This window comes from Flexivirga meconopsidis (assembly GCF_026162425.1).
GTDB classification, from domain to species: domain Bacteria; phylum Actinomycetota; class Actinomycetes; order Actinomycetales; family Dermatophilaceae; genus Flexivirga; species Flexivirga meconopsidis.
The window spans coordinates 975,175-994,628 of record NZ_JAOBQJ010000001.1 but is presented as its reverse complement, the minus strand read 5'-3'; the positions used below and the strand labels follow the sequence as shown (position 1 = coordinate 994,628).

Below are 19,454 nucleotides of genomic sequence, written 5' to 3'. Positions count from 1 at the left end.
GCTCAGCCCATCCGCTCGGTGGTCGACCGGGAGACAACCCGCGGGATGCTGACCGTCTGCAGCTCGGCATCGCCCGCTTGCAGCTCGGTGCCCGAGACCCAGAACGGGGCGTCGACCACCACGAAGGCGAGCCGCTCGGCGGGGTTGCCGGCGGGAGCCTCGAACGCGACCGAACCGACGACGGTGTCACCCGCGCGCACCTCGGCCCCTGGCTCGAGTGCCGCGTCGTTCGACACGACCACGGGTGTGATCTTGCGGTCGTCACGGGTGGGGGCGGCCAAGGCGTCCGACCCGCGGAACTCACCAATGCGCTGCCAGTCCACCAACCACGCCAGGTCGGCAGCGCTGACGTCCAGGCCGGCGAATCCTGCTGCATAGAAAGGGTTTCCGGCCTCTGCCTGCACGCGGCTCAGTCCGGTGGCGGAGACCTGTCGGCCCCCCTCGCCCTCGGTGGTGGCAAGCACGTGCGCGCGGACCTGCTCGAAGGTGTCAGACAGCAGCACGTAACCGTACTCTCCGGTGGTGCCGACGCGGGCGATGTAGTGAGTGCCGTCGACACCATCGACCTCGGCCGGTGCACTCTGGTGCAGGATCAGACCCGAGATGTCGAAGTCGAGGTAGTGGGCCGCGACCTTCCATGACGCAGGTCCTTCCACCGCGACAACGCCCCATCCGGCGGGCGCGACGTCGATCTCGACGCCATCTGCGGCCTGCGCGAAGAATGCCTCGACGTCGGCGACGGCGACCGGGGTCTGCGTCAGCAGCCAGGTCTCGTCTTCGAGCTCCCAGTGGGTGACGACCGCGAACGGCTCGGCGTCGTCGGTGAGCAGCAGTACCTCGCGGACCTGATCGGGCTCGACGAACTCGGTGCTCTTGGACAGCACGGTGTCCAGGTAGTCGAGGCGGTCGGCGCCAGTTACGCGGACCAGCACGCCGGCCGGCTGATAGCAGGCACTGCCGCTACGGACCGTGTCGTAGTCGGCCGCAGCAGTCTCCTGCTGGCCGGGGAGCAGTTCGGTGTCAGTGCTGAGTGTCATGGCTGATGTCCTTTGCAGTGAGTGGTTTTCGGATCTTGTCCGGTGCGGTTATTGATGCCTTATGCCGGTTGTTTCAGGGCGTTCTCGGTGGCGTCGAGCGGATGGTTGAGCACGGCGAATCGCCAGGTCGCGGTGGCTTGCTGCGCGCACCCCGAGCGGGTGAGGCAGCCGACCAGTGGGCCGGATTCGGTGGATCGCACCAGAATCTCGGGGTGGTCACCCCCTGCGTCCGACGAGTCGATGTGCAGCCACCGGCCATCGCGAAGCGGCAGGTCGACTGCGCTCGCCCAGCGCTGCCACCGCTCCCCCAGTGGATGTATGACGGGAGTCCCGCCCGGCGACCAACAGACCGCGTCAGCACGGGACGGGCTGTCCGGCGTCAGCCAGACGACCAGTTCCCCATCGGCCGCGGGTGTGCTGTCAGCAACGGCCACGGTGAGCGCGGCGATGCCGGCTCTCGCCGAGCTGACCGCCCGCAGGGACAGGCCTTCGTAGCGGAGCGATCCCGCCTCGTCACTCCATCTTCCCGGCTCAGGCACACCCCAGCCGATTCCGTGGCTACGGGACTCACGGGTGACGTCTCGGGTCACCCAGACGCCGGCCGACCAACGCGGGTTGTGCGCGAACGACCGCGACCGCGGATGGGCGGAGCGGAACACGTTGCGCGCGAACGGCTTCCATCCGATCACGCCGCCCGCCGCAGCATCGGAGCGAGCCGTCTGCGCATGTGCCTCCTGCGCGTCGGTGCGTCCTGGCAGTGCGTCGACCGACCCGGTCTCGCCTGCCCGGGCGAGGGTGTCTTGCGCCATACCGAAGTGGATGCGCAGGCCGGGGTCGTCGCTCGGGTCGAAGCGACGTTCGAGCATGGTGCTGGTGACCACGCCTAGTCCGGTTACGTCAGCAGTCACCGTGATATCACGGCTGAAATCGTCCTGGTGCCAGCGGATTTGGCTGCCAGGTTGGAGCAGGCGCTGCGCTGCCGGGAGTTGACCCGTGTCGCGCACGCCGAGCCCGTCACCGATCGGATCGGTGCGATCTTCCTGCGACGTGGAGACCCGCACCCAACCGGTGCGCAAGCCTGCGAGGTGATAGCTGCGCAGTAGGAGCTGGGGCTCGACATTCTCCGCGACAAATCGCTGAAACAGTGCATCCGGTGTCAGGCTGAAGTGGCATTCGATCCGACCATCCTCGAGCTCTTCGGCGACGGTCACTCCGTCCGGCCGCCGTTCGACCGTCAGCGTGCGTGGGTGTCCAGCTCGCCAACCAGTGACGCGGCCACGGCCCGCCGTCGGCCACAGCGAGGTGAACACCGGGCCGAGGTGATCGGGGTGCGAGACCTCGGCGCTGCCATCCGGGTTGACCCGGAGCAGCAGGTCGCCGGCGGAGACAGCCACCGCGTCGGCGGTAGGCGCCGAGATCGGTGCGTCGCACTCCGACGAAGGTGCCTCGTAGCGGTAGCCGTCCATCTGCGCACTGAGCACTACCTTGCGGTCGATGTCGATCACGGTGTCGATCTCGAAATCACTTATGGCAAACGGCACTCGAACAGTGCGACGGCCGTCGGAGGTGACCTCCAGATCACCGTCGAGATGTGTGGGCAGCGCACGCGGGATGAACCGGGTGGTCGCCTGGTCACGGATGCGATCGCGGATATGGGTCGGCAGCGTCGGATGGATCTGCTGCAATACCAGAGGCAGATAGTTGCACAGCTGCACGTTGCCGTCCGCCCCCGGCACAGTACGGTCGATCGCGACGCAACCGACCCTGCGATAGAGCGTGTAGGCGGCGGTGTTCGCAGGGTTCACCGTCAGTCGCAACACGCCGAACTCGGTGCCGACCATGCGCTCCACCGCGTCACCGAAAAGTGCCGCGGTGAGTGTTCCCCGGCGATACTCCGGCGCCACGAAGAACATGTCGGCGATGAGCTCACCCGGGCCTGCGACCCGTCGACCGTCCGAGCGGAACAGCCCGAACGTGCCGACCAGCCGGCCATCGGTTTCGGCGACCAGAAAGGTCTCGGTGTCACGATCGGCGAGTTCCTGCAGCAACTGGTCGGCGGTGATCCCGCCAGTGACCGGGTTGGGGACGTCACGGTGTCGGTTGAACAACTCCGCAACGTCACCCGCGTCCGCCGGCTGGAAGTCTCGAACGGTGGTCATCGTTGTCTGCCTTACGGTTTCAGGCCGCCTGCTCGGCGACTCGTTCGGTCACGGTGAGGGAGCCGGCGGCAACGAGTTGCCCGTCGACCTCGGCCTTCACCTGGACCGGCCTGAGGCTGCCGAACGACTCGCCGAGCTTCGCGGTGAGGTCCAGTCGGTCGCCTGGCCGGACGAGCGCGGCAAACTTCATCTTGTTGATCGCGCCCAGGTAGCCGACCTTCTCCGAGACGGCGTCGTCTGCGGCCGCACTCAGTTCGAGATGCTCGGAGATGTAGACGACCGCGACCAGCTGAGCCATCGCCTCGACGATGAGGACGCCCGGCATGATCGAGTGAGTCGGGTAGTGACCGGCGAAGTGCGGCTCGGAGATCGTCACATTCTTGACACCCCTGCCCGACCTGCCGGGCTCGACGTCATACGCCTTGTCGAGCATCAGCATCGGCCACCGGTGCGGCAGCATCTGCAGCAGCTGGTCGGCGCCGTAGCTGAACCGCCCGCTCATCAGGCCGACTTCGCTTCGATGAAGTCCATCATTGCGTTGATGGAGCCGAATGCCTCGGTGTCGCTGTCGGAGATCGCGACGCCGAACTCCTCCTCGACCATCACCACGATCTCGAGGGTGTCCAGGGAGTCCATCTCGAGGCCGCGGCCGAACAGCGGCTGGTTGTCGGAGATCAGCTCGGGCGAGGTTTCCAGGCCGAGGCTGTCGATGATGCGTGACTTCAGCGTCCAGTTGTTGTCGAAGCGACGCTGCGCCTTGTCCTTGATCGCGTCGTAGGTCTGTGCCATGGTCCTGCTCCTTCATTGGTCATGTATGACGAAACATGCTGTCTCGTAGGGGTTTTGAGGATGATTTGAGTCTGGTGGGCGGCGTTATCCGTTGATCATTCCGCCGTCAACGGTGAGCGTTTTCCCGGTGATATAGGACGCCTGCGGGCTGGCGAGAAAGGCGACCGCGGCCGCGACCTCCTCAGGCTGCCCCACCCGCTGCAGCGGGATCGCTGCGACCGCCTGCTCCAGGGCCGGCTTCGGCACGGTGCGGGTCATGCTGGTCTCGATGAACCCTGGCGCCACGACGTTGACCCGGATCTTCTTGGCCGCAACCTCGGCCGCCATCGACTTGGCAAGCGCGATGATGCCGCCCTTGCTCGCGGAGTAGTTGGGCTGGCCCGCGCGACCGGCCACTCCGCTCGTCGAGGCGATCATCACTATCGAGCCGCCGGTACGGAACATGTGCTTGGTCGACTCACGAGCGGTCAGGAAGGTCCCGGTCAGGTTGGTGTCGATCACCTGTGACCACTTCGCGCTCGCCATGGCAGCGACGAAGCCGTCGGCCGTCACCCCTGAGTTGAGCACCGCGACACCGACCTTGCCGAAGCTCGCGGCGAGCTCGGCGAACATCCCGGTGATGTCCTCCTCGCACGAGATGTCCGCGCGCACGACGTAGGCCTCGCGACCGGCCGCGCGCACAGCCGAGGCAGTCTCCTCGGCGCCGTCCTTGTCGCTGTTGTAGTGGACGGCGACGTCGCAGCCGCACCTGGCGAGCGCGACGGCGCATGCGGCGCCGATGCCGCGTGATGCCCCGGTCACCAATGCCCTTGTTCCTGCTTCGAATTCGATCATGCGCCTGCTCCTTCTCCGGTTTCTGTCCGATCTAGTCCATTGGCCTCCACAAGCTGCACCCGCAGTTCGCTCACATAGGTCTGGGCCTCCTCTGGCCCGGGCAACCAGGTCTGTTCGACCTCCGGCAACATCTCGCTGACCGTGATCGGGAGGCTCGGGTCGCGGCGCTCCGCCGCACGGGTCATCGCGGCGAACATCGCGACGAAAACGGGGGACGTCAGGTCGAAGAAGACGGGTTTCTCCTCTCCCGGGAACTTGGCGAAGACTCGGTCCGGAAGCCCGATGTGCCTCTGCCAGGCGCGAACCGACCGGTAGTCGCGCGCATCGTTCCCGCCCGCCGCACCGATAAGGTTGAGATCGCCAGGCAGCACCTTCCAGGTCTCTCGGAAGATGACGAGCCCGTCGAGGCTCACCCGTGGCACGTGTCGGCCGCCAAGTCCGACCTTGAAGGCATCGGCCGCAACGATCGACAACGGCACGCCCCAGAATTCGGCGATGCTCCATTCCCGGCCGTCGGCGGCACGCACCACCCGGTGGCCCTCGGCGGTCCGGCACAGTGCGAGCTCCCCAACCGGCAACACCGCACCGCGGTCCCGCAACGGGGCTTTGCTGAATCCGACCAGCGTGTCGGTCGGCCCGACCACTGCGGGCACGAAACGCCCGGTGTTGCGCCGCCACCCGAACGGGAACGCCGGCACCACCCGCCCGCCACCGCATTGCGCGTCCACCGCACGGCGCACCTGCTGCTGCTCATCGAGCGACCAGGTGAACGCGGGAGTGTCGAGCGACGGAATGCATGCGTGCAGTTCACCGACAACGACGGTGAACCGACCCGCCGCGAGGTCGTCGACGCTGCGGGCGCAGACCTGCAGGTCCGGACTGTGGATCGCGGCGTGGCGCCACCCCGGCGCCGGCATCGTGCCGAACACCGCGGCGAAGCGGTCGGCGCACTCGGCGGCGCTGAGCTCGATGGCGCGCTGCTCCAGATCCGCCGGACCGACCGCCAGCACCTCACCCCAGGCATCGGCAAGGGCGGCTTGAGCGCGGTGCAAGGGCAACTCACCCTCGCCCCAGAACATCCGGAGCACCTCTGCCCAGATCTCCGCGAGCGGAACATCCTCATCGGTCGTTCGAGCAACCCTGTCGGTGGCGGATTCGATCGCTTCGGTGTATTCCTGAGCAAGCCGGCCAGAGAACCAGTTGGCCGAATCAGCAAGCATGGCAAGGGGTTCGGCGACCGCATCCAACAGTTGTGGACCGATCGTGAGATCGCCGGCGCGGGTGGTGTCCTCGACGCAGATATCCCGGCCGGCATACGCCTTGCCCTGCCCGCGTGCGGTCGGGTCTTTGCCCGTCACCGCGACGAACTCGCGCTCCAACTCGGTGAAGGCCGCCACGAGCTGCTCGGCGGTGCCGGCGCGTGCAACGCCGTCACGAGCTTCTTTCAGCCGGCCCCAGAGGGCGAACAGTTCGGCACGCAGCCGAGGTTCCCCGACCCGGCCGATGCGGGTGTCGAGCACCTGCTCGGCATCGATCGCGATCGGCAGATTGGCACCCCAGGTGAGCAACCGCTTGCGCGCTAGCCGCTGGACGACCGCGTGCGCGGTCTGCTGGACCTCGGCGACGGGGCGGTCGGCGGTTTCGGCGACGACGGATGCGATCTCGTCGATCGTCCGGTCGCCGTCAGCCTCCCGCACCACCCAGGCCTCGATGCTTGTGAGGCGTTCCGGCCGGCGGCCGGGGACCACGATGCTTCCGCCTTCGTCGTCCAGTTGCAGGCTGAGGTCGGGTCGGAGGTATGGCGGGAGCCAGCGACGCACCTCGGCGCGTCGGGCGAATGCCTCGCCGACCTCAAGCACCGCCCACGCCTCGAAAGCGCAGTGCCTCCGGTCGACCAGCTCGTCGGCGGCGCGGAACTCGGCGACCGTGGGCGTGTCCGGGTCGATGTCGACGAACTGGATCGGGCCGAAGAAGCCGATCGTTTCGGCTTTGCTGCAGTAGCGCTGCCAGTAGCGCGCGACGATCCGCTCGCGTGCGCGTGCCTTGCTGTTGCGCCGCTCGATCGGGGTCGCGAGGACCTTGTCGAGATACTCCAGGAACGGTCGGTTCTGCCAGGCGATCGCCAACCGGAACCTACTGTCGGCGCACACGTGATGCAGCAACTCGGCATCGCGCAGGCTGTGTTCGGCGTACTTGTCGGCGAAGTCGCCTTCGCTCTGGTTGCCGGCGATGGCCTGGTCCGCATCCTCGGCCAGCTCCGGGTCCCCGAAGGCAGCGAGCTCCTCCACCGCGAAGCCGGCTGACCGGACGGCGACGGTCTTCCAGAGCCGCCACCGGGTGTCACCGAGTGGCACTACCGCTCCAAAGTCGTTGCCGCCTTTTACGATTGGTTCGATCAGTTGCGTCATGGCGCCACCTCGACGGGTCGTGCTGACAGTGCACGCGCCAGCCGCGCGATGCCTTCCTCGGTCTTGTCCGGCGAATTCGCGCTGAAGCACAGCCGGAGGCAGTTGCGGTAGTCGTCCTGCGCGCTGAAGAACGCGCCCGGCACGAAGGAGACGCCTTCGGTGGCAGCCATGGGCAACAGGTCACGGGCGTCCAGTGAGACGTCGTCATGGGTGAGCCACACGTAGAAACCGCCACCCGGTTCGTTCCACGTCCAGCCCGATGCGTCACCGAAGGTCTCCGCGAGTGCCCTCGTCATCGCGGCGCCCTGACGGCGGTAGGTGTCGCGATAGTCGGCGACCAGCCCCTTCCAGTCGCCGAGCGCGAAGAAACCGGCCGCGATCGCGTGGTTCAACGGTGCCGGCGACAGCGTCATCGACTCCACGACATGGGCGAGGCGGGCACGCACGTCCTCCGGAGCGCTGATCCAGCCAATGCGCAGGCCGGGGGCGAAGATCTTGGAAAACGTCCCGAGGTAGATCGTGGACGGGGCCAACTCGGCGAAGGGCACCGGCGTCGGCTCGCCGTCGAACGACAGCAGACCGTAGGGGTCATCCTCGACGATCCGGACGCCACGGTCCGCGCACGCCGCGGCGATGAGTTCGCGACTGACCCGGTCATGGGTCGCGCCGGTCGGATTGTGGAAGTTGGGATTCGTGTAATAGAGCGCCGGCCTCTCCGGTGCGGCATCCAACTGCGCGGCCAGGCTCTCCTCCGTCAGGCCGCCAGTGATGTCGATCGACACGATGCGCGCGCCCGCCGCCCGGAAAGCCGCCAGCGCGCCCGGGTAGGTCGGCGCCTCGCATGCGATGACCTGGCCCTCCCGAGCGAACGACTGGGCGATGGCCGCCAAACCCATCTGCGATCCGGCCGTGGGTATCACCGAACGCGGATCGGCCGGCACCCCCGATGCCGCCATTACTGAATCAATCGCTCGCGCAAGACCTTTCGAGATACCTGGGGTGGTGTACTGCAGGATCGTCGCTCCGCCGAGCAGGAGCATCCGGTGAGCATCGTCGGCGATCTGCTCCCACGGCAGAACCGATAGGTTCGGCATCCCGCCGGCGAACGAGATCGTGCCCGGCTTGGTGCTGAACAAGTCGGGACTCGAGGCCGTGTCCTCGCGGATCACGACGCCACGTCCAGCGGCTGCGCGGTCGCCTCGGCGATCGCGCCCCACAGCCCGTCGATGGTGCCGAGCTTGCCGGAGGCGATGTCACCGGGCGACAACTTGATGCCGTATCCCCGCTCGACCGCGATGTAGAGACCGAGGGTGGCCATCGAGTCCATGCCGAACTCGACGAAGAGCTTGCCGCCGTCGAGCGGCCGCTCGACGCCTTCGGGAAGGTAGTCGTCCAGGAGCTGGGTGAAGGTGGTGTCCATGATTTTTCTCCTCGTTGATGTGATGTGTTGTCGATGGCTGGATGGATCGGGATCAGGCGCCGGCGGGTGCTCGGCCCACGGCCGTGCCGCGACGTTCGGCGACGACGGCGCCGAGCGCGACACGGTCCGGTTTTCCGTTCTTGGTCAACGGAATTGAGTCGACGTGCAGGATGAGGTTCGGGCGGCGTGCGATGTCGAGACTTTCCATCAGCGCCTGAGTGATCGCCTTCTCGGGAAGATCGCCGACCACGCACAGCACCAGGCGTCCGTCGTCGCCCGGTTTCAGCGCGACGGCCTCCTCGACCCCGTCGAGGCGCTCGGCGGCGGCCTCGATCTCGGTGAGGCTGACCCGGATGCCCTGCCGCTTGATGACGTCGTCGTCGCGGCCGCTGAAGTAGAGGTAGCCCTCATCGTCGAGCCAGCCCTGGTCGCCGGTGTGCAGTTCGAGGCCGCCGTCATACGCGACGTATTGACGCTGGCGGTCCAGTGGCATCCGCCAGTAGCCGGCCATCATCGTCGCGCCGCGTACCACGATGGTGCCGATCGAACCGGCCGGCAGCTCTTCGCCTGCCTCGTCGACAATGCGGATGCTGTTGCCAGGGATCGCGCGCCCGACCGATGTCGGTCGAGTGACGAGTTCGTCCGGCCGAAGGATGCTGATCCGCTTGCACTCGGTCATGCCGTACATCGAGGCGTACTCCGCTGCGGGGAAGACCGTTTGTAGTTCGCGCCAAAGGCTTTCGCCCATGCGGGCACCGGTGTTGGTGAACAGTCGCAGGCCGCTCTCGACCGGGCGGCCGGCGGTGAGCATCAGCAGCATCTGAGCGAGCGAGGGCACGAGCGGCGCAACCGTCACCCGGTGGCCGACGATGAGGTCGACGAGCGAGGTATCCATGTCACGGCCGGCGAGAAGCACGGTGCCGCGCGCCGCGACGGTGAGGAATACCTGGTAGAGGCCGTAGTCGAAGGCCAACGGCAACCGCAGCAGCACGACGTCGTCGGGGCGGTAGCGCAGCACCTGACCCACCGAGGCGGTCGCCCGCAGGACGGCGTCGTGCGGGCACATCACGCCCTTGGGGGCGGACGTCGTGCCGGAGGTGTAGAGCAACAGCGCAAGATCCGTGCTGCCGGTCGCGTAGGGCTCATCGGCAGCGGCATGCACGTCCAAGGCTGTCAGCCAGGCGTCGCGCCGCCAGACGACGGACTTGACTGCGCAGCTTGTATTTTCGTCATCAACGATGACGACCGACGCCTCGCAGTTGGCGGCGACCTGCTCCAACTGGGTGGCAGTGAGGTCGAGATGAACCGGCACCGCGACAGCTCCGATGCGCGCAGTCGCGAAGATGAGGGCAACCGTGTGCCGATCCGGGGATGCGGTCAGCACCACCCGGTCCGACGGCGCGACGCCTTCACGAGTAAGCGCTGCGGCGTGCGTCACCGTCAACTCGCCCAGCTGCCGATAGGTCAACTCACCATCGCGGTCGATCAGAGCGGTCTTGTCCGGGGACGTGGCGACCGCCTCGTTCAGCAGGTCGAAGATGCTCGACACGGTTCCTCCTTCGGGTAGCTCGAGGTGCATGACCCGATTCGACCGCCACTCCCTTCCGCATCGTTATTTCGTTCATCAGCAACCGATTTAAGGCAGCGATAAGGGCCTGCTCCGCGGTGACACAAGAACGGCCCCGGGGCCGGATCGTGTCGATCCGACCCCGGGGCCGTTCTTTGGTAGCCGGAGCGTCCTATGCGACGCGACTCATCCGCTGCAGGGTTGCCGGCGTGCTCACCGGTCGCATGGTGACGCCCGCTAGCACCCGCTTGGCCATGCCAGTGAGGGTTCCGGCGGGAGGGAGCTCCACGAACGTTCGCGGCCCAAGCCGCGAAATGCTGTCCATCACCAAGTCCCAGCGCACCGGCGACACGAGCTGATGGACCAGCGAATCTGCCGCTGCCACACCGGATTCGAGTGGCTGACCGTCCCTGTTCGACAACCAGGTCGCGGCCGGTTCGGCGAAGTGCTCCTGCCCGACGGCGGCAGCGAAAGCAGGTTGGGCGGGAAGCATCGCGTCGGTGTGAAATGCCCCGGCGACCGACAGCGGACGCACTCGCACGCCCTCAGGTGCCCGCTCTGCAAGTGTCGCGAGGCGCTCGACCGACCCTGCGGCGACTACCTGTCCGGCCGAGTTGCGGTTGGCGACCTGCAGTCCGCAATCGGTGACCAAGGCGGCCACGACGTCCGGGTCGCCGCCGAGCAGCCCGGTCATGCCCGTGGGCCGCAACTCGCACGCCCGCGCCATCTCCCGACCGCGGACGGCGGCCAGGCGGATGGCCTGGTCAGGTTGCAGACACCCAGCAGCAACTGACGCGACCAGTTCACCCACCGAATGGCCAGCGGTGACAATCGGTCCGTCGCCGGCAAGTGTTGCGGCGGGCGCCACCTGCAGGGCGAGCAGCCCGGCCGCGACCAGCAACGGCTGCGCGACATCGGTGCGGACGATTCGATCGGCCGGCGCCTTGGTGCCAAGGTCGAGCAGATCGAGGTCGGCGATCTGCGACCACCGCTCGACCAGCTCTCGCAATTGCGGGTCGCGCACCCAGCTGGCCAGCATCCGCGGCGTCTGCGCGCCCTGACCGGGTGCGACGACGACCGTGCTCGGCGCGTTCACCGGCGGGCCAGCTTCCGGGCCGACCCCGCCTGCCGACGGCTGCGCATGTCGCGCAGCGCTGCGTCATACGCATCGGGCTGCGGTTCGGCGACGGCGGTGCGGTTGCCCGGGTGCACGAACTTGCCGAGCAGCGCAACACCGATCATCGCCGCGGCCATGATCAGGAAGGCGACGTGCACCGAATCGGCGTAGCCGGACTGGACCGCGTGGGTGAACGCGGCACTGGGACTGCCCTCGTGTCCACCCCCGGTGGCGCAGGTCCGGCCACCGCCGATGCTGTTCGCGACGCACTCGGCGGCGCTGCGCGGAGCACCCAGTTTGCCGAAGCTGGTGGTCAGCTTGTCGGTGAACTGCTGCGTCACCACCGCCGACATCGCGGCCAGTCCGACGGCCGCACCGAAGTTGCGCAGCGTCTGGAAGATCCCGGTGATCTCTCCGTATGACGAGGAGTCACCGCGGTTCAGCCCGTCGGTGCTCGCCGGGGTCAGCATCAGGCCGATGCCGGCGCCGGCCATGATCGCCGGCCACAACTGCGGGCCGACGAATTTGCTCGCGTCGAACGACAGGTCGCCCATAATGCTGGCCCACCAGTAGAAGCCGCCGGCACCGATCGCGCCGCCGAGCATCAACGGGATCCCCGCTCCACGCCGGTCGAAGATGCGGGCGCCCACCCGGCTGCCGACGACGAATCCGATGAAGAACTTCAGCATCGCCAGACCGGAGTTCTGCGGCGACAGGCCTTGGGACACTTGGCCGTACACGCTGATGAAGAAGAACAACGGGATCATCGCCGCCGAGGCGAGTGTCACCGCCGCAGCCGACGCGGCAAAACCGGCGTCCTGGAAACGACGCAACTGCACGAGCGGGTGCTTGGTGCGCGCTTCGAGCGCGAAGGCCATCAGCAGCACGCACGCACCGGCTGCCGCGACAGTCAGCGCGGTGCGCTGTGGCCAACTGGTGGACTGTTGCACGCCGAGGATCAGCAACGTCATGCCGACGGCAATGAGCACCGCGCCGCGCAGATCGATCGGCGCGCGCGACCGGGTGCGCGACACGGAGGTGACGCTCAGCACTAGCAGGGCCAGCACGGCGATCGGGACATTGATCCAGAAGATCGCTCGCCAGTCGACGTCGGCCAGGTAACCGCCGACGATCGGGCCGATTGCAGTCATCGCGCCGGTGATGGCGAAGAACCACGCCATCGCGCTGCCGCGGCGACGAGAGTCCACCGAGCCGGCGACGATGCCCAGCGCCGCAGGAAACATCAGGCCGCCGCTGGCGCCCTGCAGCACGCGGGCCGCGATCAGCCAGCCGGCCGCCGGCCCGCCGGACGGGGTGAGCGAGCAGAGCACCGACGAGACCAGGAAGCCCGCCGTGCCGAGCAGAGCCATGCGCTTGTCGCCGAACCGGTCGGCGAGTTTGCCTCCGAGCGCGAACGTGGCCGCGGTGGCGAGGACGTAACTGTTGATGCCCCATTGCAAGGCGTCGTGCGAGATCCCCAGACCGGCCTGGATGGCCGGGCCGCAGATCGCGACGATCGTCTGGTCGATCATCACCATCGACACGGCGAGGATCGACGCCGTCAGGGCGGTGTACTTCCCGATCGGTGATCGTTGTGTCTGACTCATCATCTCTCCGGTCAAGTCGGCGGCACGCTGCATCGGATCGGCAGGTATGCCGGGGGTTCCGCTCATTGCCGTCCCACGTTGACCGAGGCGCTTATCGCCGCTTTATCGGTCGGATATTCTGCAGCCGGTAGCGGAGATCGGCTGCAGATCGCAGAGGTCCGGACTCCGGCGGGTAGTAGTGGAGGGGCTTTCCTTGGCGGCGATCGGCCATGACGAGACAGAGCAGGGCGACGCCGCCGAACTGCTGGCAGCCCTGCGCCCCACTGGGATCGATTCCCAGACGCTTGCCGCATACCTCTACGTCGTGCGCAAGCCCGGCTGCTCCGGTGATGAAGTGGCCGATCATCTCGGGGTGTCGGACGCCGAGCCCCTACTCGCCGATCTGCTCAGCGAACGGTTGATTGGCGAGGAGGAATCCGGCGAGCTACGTGCCCTCTCCCCCCGCTCGGCCCTGCTGCGGCGCATCGACGAGGAAGAGGCGCAGCTGCAGCACCGACGCACCCAATTGCTCACCGGTCGCCGGGCTGCCGAGTTGCTGCTCGACGAGTACGAACAGGCACGCGTCTACCGCGAGGACGTCGTGGAGGTGCTTGCCGATCGGCACTCGGTGATGGACCGCATCAGTGAGCTCGTCATGTCGCTGCAGCGTGAGTCCCGCGCGATGATCACGACCGAGCAGGACCCAGAGTCGCTGAAGTCCGCCAAGGCGCAAGATCTCGAACTCATCGACCGCGGACTCGACGTGCGCACGATCGTCTTGGCGGGGCACCTGCGCCGATCGCGCGAACTGCTCGACTATCAACTTGAGATGGCCGACGCCGGCGCGCAAGTGCGGGTCGCGACCTCGCTACCGACCCGCCTTACGATCTGGGACCGGTCCGCGGCGCTGCTGCCGATCGACCCACTCGATCCATCACGTGGCGCCTGTCTCGCAACCATGCCGGGGTTGGTCGACGCGTTGGTGCAGACCTTCGACGCGTGCTGGGAGGCGGCAGAGCCGCTGTCTCGGTACGTGTCCGGATCTACCGGCAGCAGAACCGATTCCGAGGATTCCTGGACACCGAGCCCGCTCGAGCACGAGGTGTTGCGGCTGCTCGCCGGCGGGCACAAGGACGAGTCCATCGCCCGGCGGGTCGGTATGTCGCTGCGTTCGGTGCGCCGGGTGATCGCCAAGATCAGTCAGGAGCTCGACACCTCCTCGCGCTTCCAGATGGGTGTCCGCGCGATTCAGCGAGGGCTGATCTAGCACCGGACCTCACGCGGGTATCGCATCGTCCTGCAGCACCGGGCTCGCTTCGCCGGTCGTCATACCGAATCGAGTCACGCCCGCCGGCAACGCCCCGCAACCGCTGACCATCGCACCCAGCTGTGACCAGGTCGGGGGGTGCCAGGTGACCTGCACCTGCGCCGACCGAGAGGGCTCGGCCAAGCGGCGGTAACGCATCGTGCGGTATCCGTCGGCCAATGCATGGAAGGCCTCATGCACTGCCACGTGTGAGTTGTCCGTCGCGTGCACCCGGGCGGTCGTGCCGACGAAACGCACCACTGCGACCAGCGGTCCGGCAGCTGGCAGAGGGCGGGCAGCGAACTCAATCAGCGCCTCCTCAGCACGACGCTCCCGCATCACGTGCGTCCAACCGGCGATGGGCTTGCCAGGTGCCGGCGCGAACACTCGGCAGGGCACTCGCGCCAATCCCACCGCAACGGCCGCCGCCGTGCGGTGCGCCCCGTCCAGCACCATGAAACGGCCGTCGCCGAGGGGCGCGACCGCCACCGGTACGACGACTCCTCGACTCTCGATCTGCCCGGTCAACGCCGCAAGTCGCGACGGCTCGACCGTCTCGTGCTGCACCAGCGCACCCGGCGCCAGCATCCTGATGAGACTGCTCATCGTTCCCCACCCTCTCGTCCGTGCTCTGTCACCGGTCGGTCGACCGGTGACGTCCCGGAGCGTAGAAAGCCGGGCGGCCCTGTCGCACGGTCCCGAAGCACGCGTCAGATCGGTGTCAGCGAGGCGTCACGGCCGCTTCCTACCGTCGAGATCACGAGCACACCGGCATACCCGTGCCATCGGCGAAAGCGAGCAGCAGACCATGCATTCCTCCAGCCCCGCGGTGACCACCTCCATCCAGGGTGTGTCCGTCGCGTCGATCGCGCGAGACGTGGGCACCCCCGTCTACGTGTATGACGCAGCGGTGCTGCACGACACAGTCACGCAGGTGGCAATCGCGCTGACCGACCGTGCTCGACCCGCTTTCCGGCTGCAGGCCAATCCCAATGTCTCGGTCTGCGCCGCGATTCACACGGCGGGTGCGGTGGCGGTGGTCGGGTCGCCTGCCGAACTGACCACCGCTCTGCTCGCGGGCTGCGACGCCGACCAGATCGTCTTCGCAACCGTCGACGCCTCCGAAGACGTCGAAGCCTGCCTGCGCTCGGGTGTCGGTGTGATCGTCGCCGCCGATCTCGAACAACTCACGCTCATCGACCGGGTCGCCACGGCCCGCGGCACCCGTGCTCCCGTCGGTGTGCAGCTCGACCTCGGCATCGACGAAAAGGACCTGGGCAAGGCAGCGTTCGCCGCCCGATTCCCGTCGCTCGACCTGATCGCAGTGCGGTCGAACAGGCCACCGGCCAGTCTTTCGCGCGCGGTGGCCGGGCCGGACAGCGTTCGCCACCTGATCGACACAGCCCGGCGCATCGACCAGATGCACCCGCTGCGGCTCGTCCTGCTCGGGGACGACCTGAACCCGACGGTCTCGAGCGCCGCCCAGTCCGACGCAGACCAGCTGAGCGCCTTCCTCGAGCCGGTCGGAGCCGCCGACGTGCTCGTTGAGTACGGCCTCTCCTTCACCCGCCCGGCCGGCCTCCTGGTCGCTCGTGTCCGGAACGCCACGGACCGCGGCGACACCCAGCACGTCGTCACCGACATCGACCTGGTCACCGATCAGCACCAAGCCGCTCCTGTGCTCCTGCCCGACGACGAAGGTCGCGGGGAGCGTGCATCGTTGCTGCGCGGCCCCGACCCAAGTGGCCAACCCTCACCGGTGCAGCTGCCCGTTGTCCGACCCGGCGATCTGCTCGCCGTCCGCCATGGCGGGCCCGTCGGCGTGCCAATGCCCATGCGCCAGGTGCTCTCACGAGGCCTACCTGCCGAGGTTCTGGTCGCCGATGCCCAACCGCGACTCATCAGGGTCGCCGATACCACCGAAGACCTACTGCGCGGTCAGCGACTGGTCCGCAGTGAGCACAACCCGAGCCGAACGGGTCGGGCACACCCGATCGGGTGACGCGGGAAGCGTTGACCCACAACACATTTCATCAGAAAGGAAGCATGTGATGACACTCGCACCGACCCGCTACGGCACTGAGACCGACACGTTCGGCCTCGTCGTTGGCGCGCTCTCCGAGGTACGCGGCCGGCCAGTCCTCGACGCGACCGCGGACACGTCCCTGTTTCACGAGATCGGCCTGGACTCCACCGGCGTGCTCGACCTCCTGCTGCATCTGTCCGATGCGTTCGGCGTCGAATTCGACGTCGAGGAGCTGCGGATGCGCGATTTCGCGACTGTCGGCACACTCACCGCATTCGTGCAGCGCGAGACCGGACGCTGAGCCCGCGCTATGGCCATCGCCCCCAGCCCCGTGCCGGAGTTTGCCGTCATCGGCGGCGAACAGGTCGAGACCTACCTCGCCGGACGCGAAACCGAGACCATCGCCTTGGTCGAGAAGACGTATCTGCTTCACCACCAGGGCGATACGGTCAATCCACCGTCCTACTTCCTGCGCTTCCCGGACCGGCCCGAAAACCGCATCATCGCCTTGCCGGCCTCGGTCGGCGGCTCAATCGGGGTCGACGGCGTCAAGTGGATCTCCAGTGTGCCGGGCAACGTCGCGCTCGGGGTGCCCCGTGCCTCGGCGGTGAGCATCCTCAATGACCCCGCGACCGGCTACCCGCTCGCTTGCGTGGAGTCTTCCATCATCAGCGCGACCCGCACGGCCGCATCGGCCGCGCTCGCCGCGACAGTGCTCGGCGCTGACCGCCGGATCGAGACCCTGACGATCGTCGGCGGCGGGCTCATCGCCCGCTACGTGTTGCACTACCTGCTCGCTGCCGGCCTGACCTTCCGTCACGTCACGCTGTATGACGCCTCGGACTCGCACGCCGCGGAGTTCGCCGAACACTTGACGCGCACCTTGGCCGACACAACCGTCTCGATTGCCGAATCTGCAGGATCTGCAGTGCGATCCGGCGACCTGGTGCTGCTGACGACGGTCGCTCCCGAGCCCTACCTCACCGATGCTTCCGACTTCGACCACGCGCCGCTGGTGCTCAATGTCTCATTGCGCGACGTGGGCGTCGACGTGGTGCTGACTGCGTGCAACATCGTCGACGACGTCGAGCACTGCCTGAAGGCCGACACCTCGGTACACCTGGCCGAGCAGCGCACCGGAAACCGCGACTTCCTCGACGGGACACTGGCCGACGTGCTGCTGGGCCGCGTGCAGGTGCCGTTCGACCGGACGGTGGTGTTCTCCCCGTTCGGTCTAGGCGTACTCGATCTCGCGGTCGCCAAACGCATCTACGACGAACTGCGCGACACCGGCGCGTTGCGGGAGCTGCCGGGCTTCTTCCACGAGTTGCAGCGGTTGCCGTGACCCCCGTCATACCCGAAGGAAGGAGGGCCGATCATGCAAGCACACGTCTGGCTCGCACGGCGCGACAGCGCTGACCCCGCTGGCCTGAGCCCGCGAGAGTTGTTGCGCCGCAACAAATATCAGCAGGAAGACGACCGAGAGCGGTTCACCACCGGCGCCACGCTCGCCCGCTACGCACTGCGCCGGCTGACGATGGATCAGTCCGCCGAAGTGCACCGTGAGTGCCCCGAATGCAAGGCCCAGGACCACGGTCCGGTCGGCGCGGCGGGCGCTCACGCCGGCGAGTGGTCGCTGTCGGTCTCCCACAGCGGGGACCTGGTCGCGGTCGCCATCGTGCCTGGGCCAGAAGCCGTCGGCGTCGACGTGGAGGTCGCCGACCTGGAAACGATCAACCGGGTGCGTCGCCTGCTCTGCCGGGACGATGAACTCGCCGAGGACCTTGCCGCACCGGACCTGCACGAGGCGCTGCTGGTGCGGTGGGTACGCAAGGAGGCGATCCTCAAGGCGGCCCGGATCGGTCTCGGTGTGCCGATGCGTCATCTGCGGGTGAGTTCCTCTGCCGAGCCGGCAGCGCTGCTCAGCTGGTCGGAGCGATCCGTGCCGGACGGATTCAACGCCCGGCACGTGGTGTGCGAGGACCTGCCGCCCGAGGTGCTCGCCGCGGGCGACGACCGATCCAGAGGTGCGATCGCGGTGCGCGGCACCAGTGAGCTCTCGGTGCGCCTGCACTGGGTCGGTGCGGAGCTGGCAGCAGTGCGCGCGCACGACACCTCCCCCGCAACCGAGTTGGTCGGTTGCACCGGCTGAACAAGACCCTCGGCCGCCCACCCACGCCCCCGTCATACCGCATTTCCCCCGGTATGACGGGGGTTTCGCGCGTCCCGGGGCGCTCCGGGGCGCATGGCCGCAACACCCTGCCATGTCAGTTTGTGCCCCTTCCGAAACCCTTCGCATCGACTCCGGGCCGACCCATAGTGGTGACATCGCAGCGAGCGGACGATCAGGAACCGCTCACGAGAGAAGTTGTCGAGGAAGTCATGAAGATCAATCTTCTGGGGTGGGTTTCCCTTCGCGATGACGGTGTCGGGGTGCCGCTGGTCTCTCGGCAGGCACGCACCCTGCTCGCGTTGCTGGCGCTCGAGCCCGGGCGGTCGCTGTCCGCGGACTACCTGGTGGACCAACTGTGGTCCGACGCCGAGTTGGGCAACGCGCGTAACGCCCTGCAGGCCAACATCACCCGGCTGCGGCGAGCGCTGCGAGCCGGCCTCGGCACCGAGCGGGGGGACGCGCTGCTGCAGACGGTCGAGGGAGGTTACCGATTGGCGCTTCGCCCGGAGGAGGTGGACGTCTTCGCGTTCGTCGGCGAGCTTCGGGAGGCTGAGATGCTCGGCCGCGGCGACCCGGTGCGCGCCACGCACCTGATCGACACCGCACTCGCCCGCTGGCAGGGATCGGCACTCGACGGGGTATCGGACGCTCCGGCGCTGCGCGCCGAGCGGGTCCGGCTGACCGAGCGCCGCACCACTGCTCTCGAATTGCAGGCCGGGCTGCGGCTGGAGGCAGGCGACGTGCGGTCGGCGATCGCCGACCTGACGCACCTGGTCGAGATGCACCACGAGCGCGAGAATCTCAACGAGCTGCTGATGATGGCGCTCTACCTCGACGGGCGTCAGACGGAGGCTCTCGACGTGTTCCGGCGAGTCCGCAACCGGCTGCGCAACGAGCTCGGCGTCGACCCGAGCCACCGACTCAACCACCTGCACCAGGCGATCCTCAGCCACGATCCGAAGCTGTCCCGACGTTTCCACCGCGACGCCCCTGTCGGCGCCGTTGCGTGACAGCCACGACAAGGCAACAGGA

The 19,454-nt window shown here is 67.6% G+C and carries 18 protein-coding genes; 6 read left to right on the top strand and 12 right to left on the bottom strand.

Annotated elements, in window-relative coordinates; all coding sequences use genetic code 11:
- Positions 1-2: 2 nt before the first annotated feature.
- The 11 genes from N2M23_RS04785 to N2M23_RS04735 all read right to left on the bottom strand — a co-directional run bounded on the left by N2M23_RS04785 (position 3) and on the right by N2M23_RS04735 (position 13,004).
- Entirely contained in the window at positions 3-1,037 is a 1,035-nt protein-coding gene (locus N2M23_RS04785) for a hypothetical protein (RefSeq protein WP_265443689.1), read from the bottom strand.
- Positions 1,038-1,096: 59 nt separating this feature from the next.
- Positions 1,097-3,196 (bottom strand): GNAT family N-acetyltransferase, encoded by a 2,100-nt coding sequence (locus tag N2M23_RS04780; protein ID WP_265443687.1) that lies wholly within the window; start codon positions 3,194-3,196, stop codon positions 1,097-1,099.
- Between the two features lie 19 nt (positions 3,197-3,215).
- Complete coding sequence (fabZ, locus tag N2M23_RS04775) at positions 3,216-3,698, bottom strand: 3-hydroxyacyl-ACP dehydratase FabZ (protein ID WP_265443685.1); 483 nt, start codon at positions 3,696-3,698, stop codon at positions 3,216-3,218.
- Positions 3,698-3,985 (bottom strand): acyl carrier protein, encoded by a 288-nt coding sequence (locus tag N2M23_RS04770; RefSeq protein WP_265443684.1) that lies wholly within the window; start codon positions 3,983-3,985, stop codon positions 3,698-3,700. The genes fabZ and N2M23_RS04770 overlap by 1 nt, the downstream gene beginning before the upstream one ends.
- Before the next feature lie 84 nt (positions 3,986-4,069).
- Positions 4,070-4,819: a 3-oxoacyl-ACP reductase FabG gene (gene fabG / locus N2M23_RS04765; protein ID WP_265443683.1), complete on the bottom strand. Its 750-nt coding sequence runs from the start codon at positions 4,817-4,819 to the stop codon at positions 4,070-4,072.
- Complete coding sequence (locus N2M23_RS04760) at positions 4,816-7,227, bottom strand: lantibiotic dehydratase (protein WP_265443680.1); 2,412 nt, start codon at positions 7,225-7,227, stop codon at positions 4,816-4,818. The genes fabG and N2M23_RS04760 overlap by 4 nt, the downstream gene beginning before the upstream one ends.
- Entirely contained in the window at positions 7,224-8,396 is a 1,173-nt protein-coding gene (locus tag N2M23_RS04755) for an aminotransferase-like domain-containing protein (protein WP_265443678.1), read from the bottom strand. Before N2M23_RS04755 ends, N2M23_RS04760 begins: the two co-directional genes overlap by 4 nt.
- Positions 8,393-8,647, bottom strand: a complete 255-nt coding sequence (locus N2M23_RS04750) for a hypothetical protein (RefSeq protein ID WP_265443677.1) — start codon at positions 8,645-8,647, stop codon at positions 8,393-8,395. The genes N2M23_RS04755 and N2M23_RS04750 overlap by 4 nt, the downstream gene beginning before the upstream one ends.
- Positions 8,648-8,699: 52 nt before the next feature.
- Positions 8,700-10,196, bottom strand: a complete 1,497-nt coding sequence (locus tag N2M23_RS04745) for a class I adenylate-forming enzyme family protein (RefSeq protein ID WP_265443676.1) — start codon at positions 10,194-10,196, stop codon at positions 8,700-8,702.
- A gap of 190 nt (positions 10,197-10,386) precedes the next feature.
- Positions 10,387-11,310, bottom strand: coding sequence for an ACP S-malonyltransferase (locus N2M23_RS04740; protein WP_265443675.1), 924 nt, complete (start codon positions 11,308-11,310; stop codon positions 10,387-10,389).
- The gene (locus N2M23_RS04735; RefSeq protein ID WP_265443674.1) at positions 11,307-13,004 is read right to left on the bottom strand and encodes an MFS transporter; all 1,698 of its coding nucleotides are present in this window, start codon (positions 13,002-13,004) and stop codon (positions 11,307-11,309) included. Before N2M23_RS04735 ends, N2M23_RS04740 begins: the two co-directional genes overlap by 4 nt.
- 112 nt (positions 13,005-13,116) lie before the next feature.
- On the opposite strand from N2M23_RS04735, the gene N2M23_RS04730 reads away from it, so the two are divergent.
- Complete coding sequence (locus N2M23_RS04730; RefSeq protein ID WP_265443672.1) at positions 13,117-14,184, top strand: helix-turn-helix domain-containing protein; 1,068 nt, start codon at positions 13,117-13,119, stop codon at positions 14,182-14,184.
- A 9-nt stretch (positions 14,185-14,193) separates the two neighbouring features.
- Here N2M23_RS04730 and N2M23_RS04725 read toward each other — a convergent pair whose 3' ends face one another.
- A complete protein-coding gene (locus N2M23_RS04725) occupies positions 14,194-14,829 on the bottom strand; it encodes a ParB N-terminal domain-containing protein (RefSeq protein WP_265443671.1) in 636 nt (211 codons plus the stop codon).
- A 202-nt stretch (positions 14,830-15,031) separates the two neighbouring features.
- On the opposite strand from N2M23_RS04725, the gene N2M23_RS04720 reads away from it, so the two are divergent.
- The 5 genes from N2M23_RS04720 to N2M23_RS04700 all read left to right on the top strand — a co-directional run bounded on the left by N2M23_RS04720 (position 15,032) and on the right by N2M23_RS04700 (position 19,432).
- Positions 15,032-16,225 carry a type III PLP-dependent enzyme domain-containing protein gene (locus N2M23_RS04720; RefSeq protein WP_265443669.1) on the top strand — a complete coding sequence of 398 codons (1,194 nt, stop codon included), beginning with the start codon at positions 15,032-15,034 and terminating at the stop codon, positions 16,223-16,225.
- A gap of 49 nt (positions 16,226-16,274) precedes the next feature.
- Positions 16,275-16,550 carry an acyl carrier protein gene (locus N2M23_RS04715; RefSeq protein WP_265443668.1) on the top strand — a complete coding sequence of 92 codons (276 nt, stop codon included), beginning with the start codon at positions 16,275-16,277 and terminating at the stop codon, positions 16,548-16,550.
- Positions 16,551-16,559: 9 nt separating this feature from the next.
- Complete coding sequence (sbnB, locus tag N2M23_RS04710) at positions 16,560-17,594, top strand: 2,3-diaminopropionate biosynthesis protein SbnB (protein WP_265443666.1); 1,035 nt, start codon at positions 16,560-16,562, stop codon at positions 17,592-17,594.
- Between the two features lie 33 nt (positions 17,595-17,627).
- A complete protein-coding gene (locus N2M23_RS04705) occupies positions 17,628-18,401 on the top strand; it encodes a 4'-phosphopantetheinyl transferase family protein (RefSeq protein WP_265443665.1) in 774 nt (257 codons plus the stop codon).
- A gap of 230 nt (positions 18,402-18,631) precedes the next feature.
- Positions 18,632-19,432, top strand: a complete 801-nt coding sequence (locus tag N2M23_RS04700) for an AfsR/SARP family transcriptional regulator (RefSeq protein ID WP_265443664.1) — start codon at positions 18,632-18,634, stop codon at positions 19,430-19,432.
- Positions 19,433-19,454 lie beyond the last annotated feature (22 nt).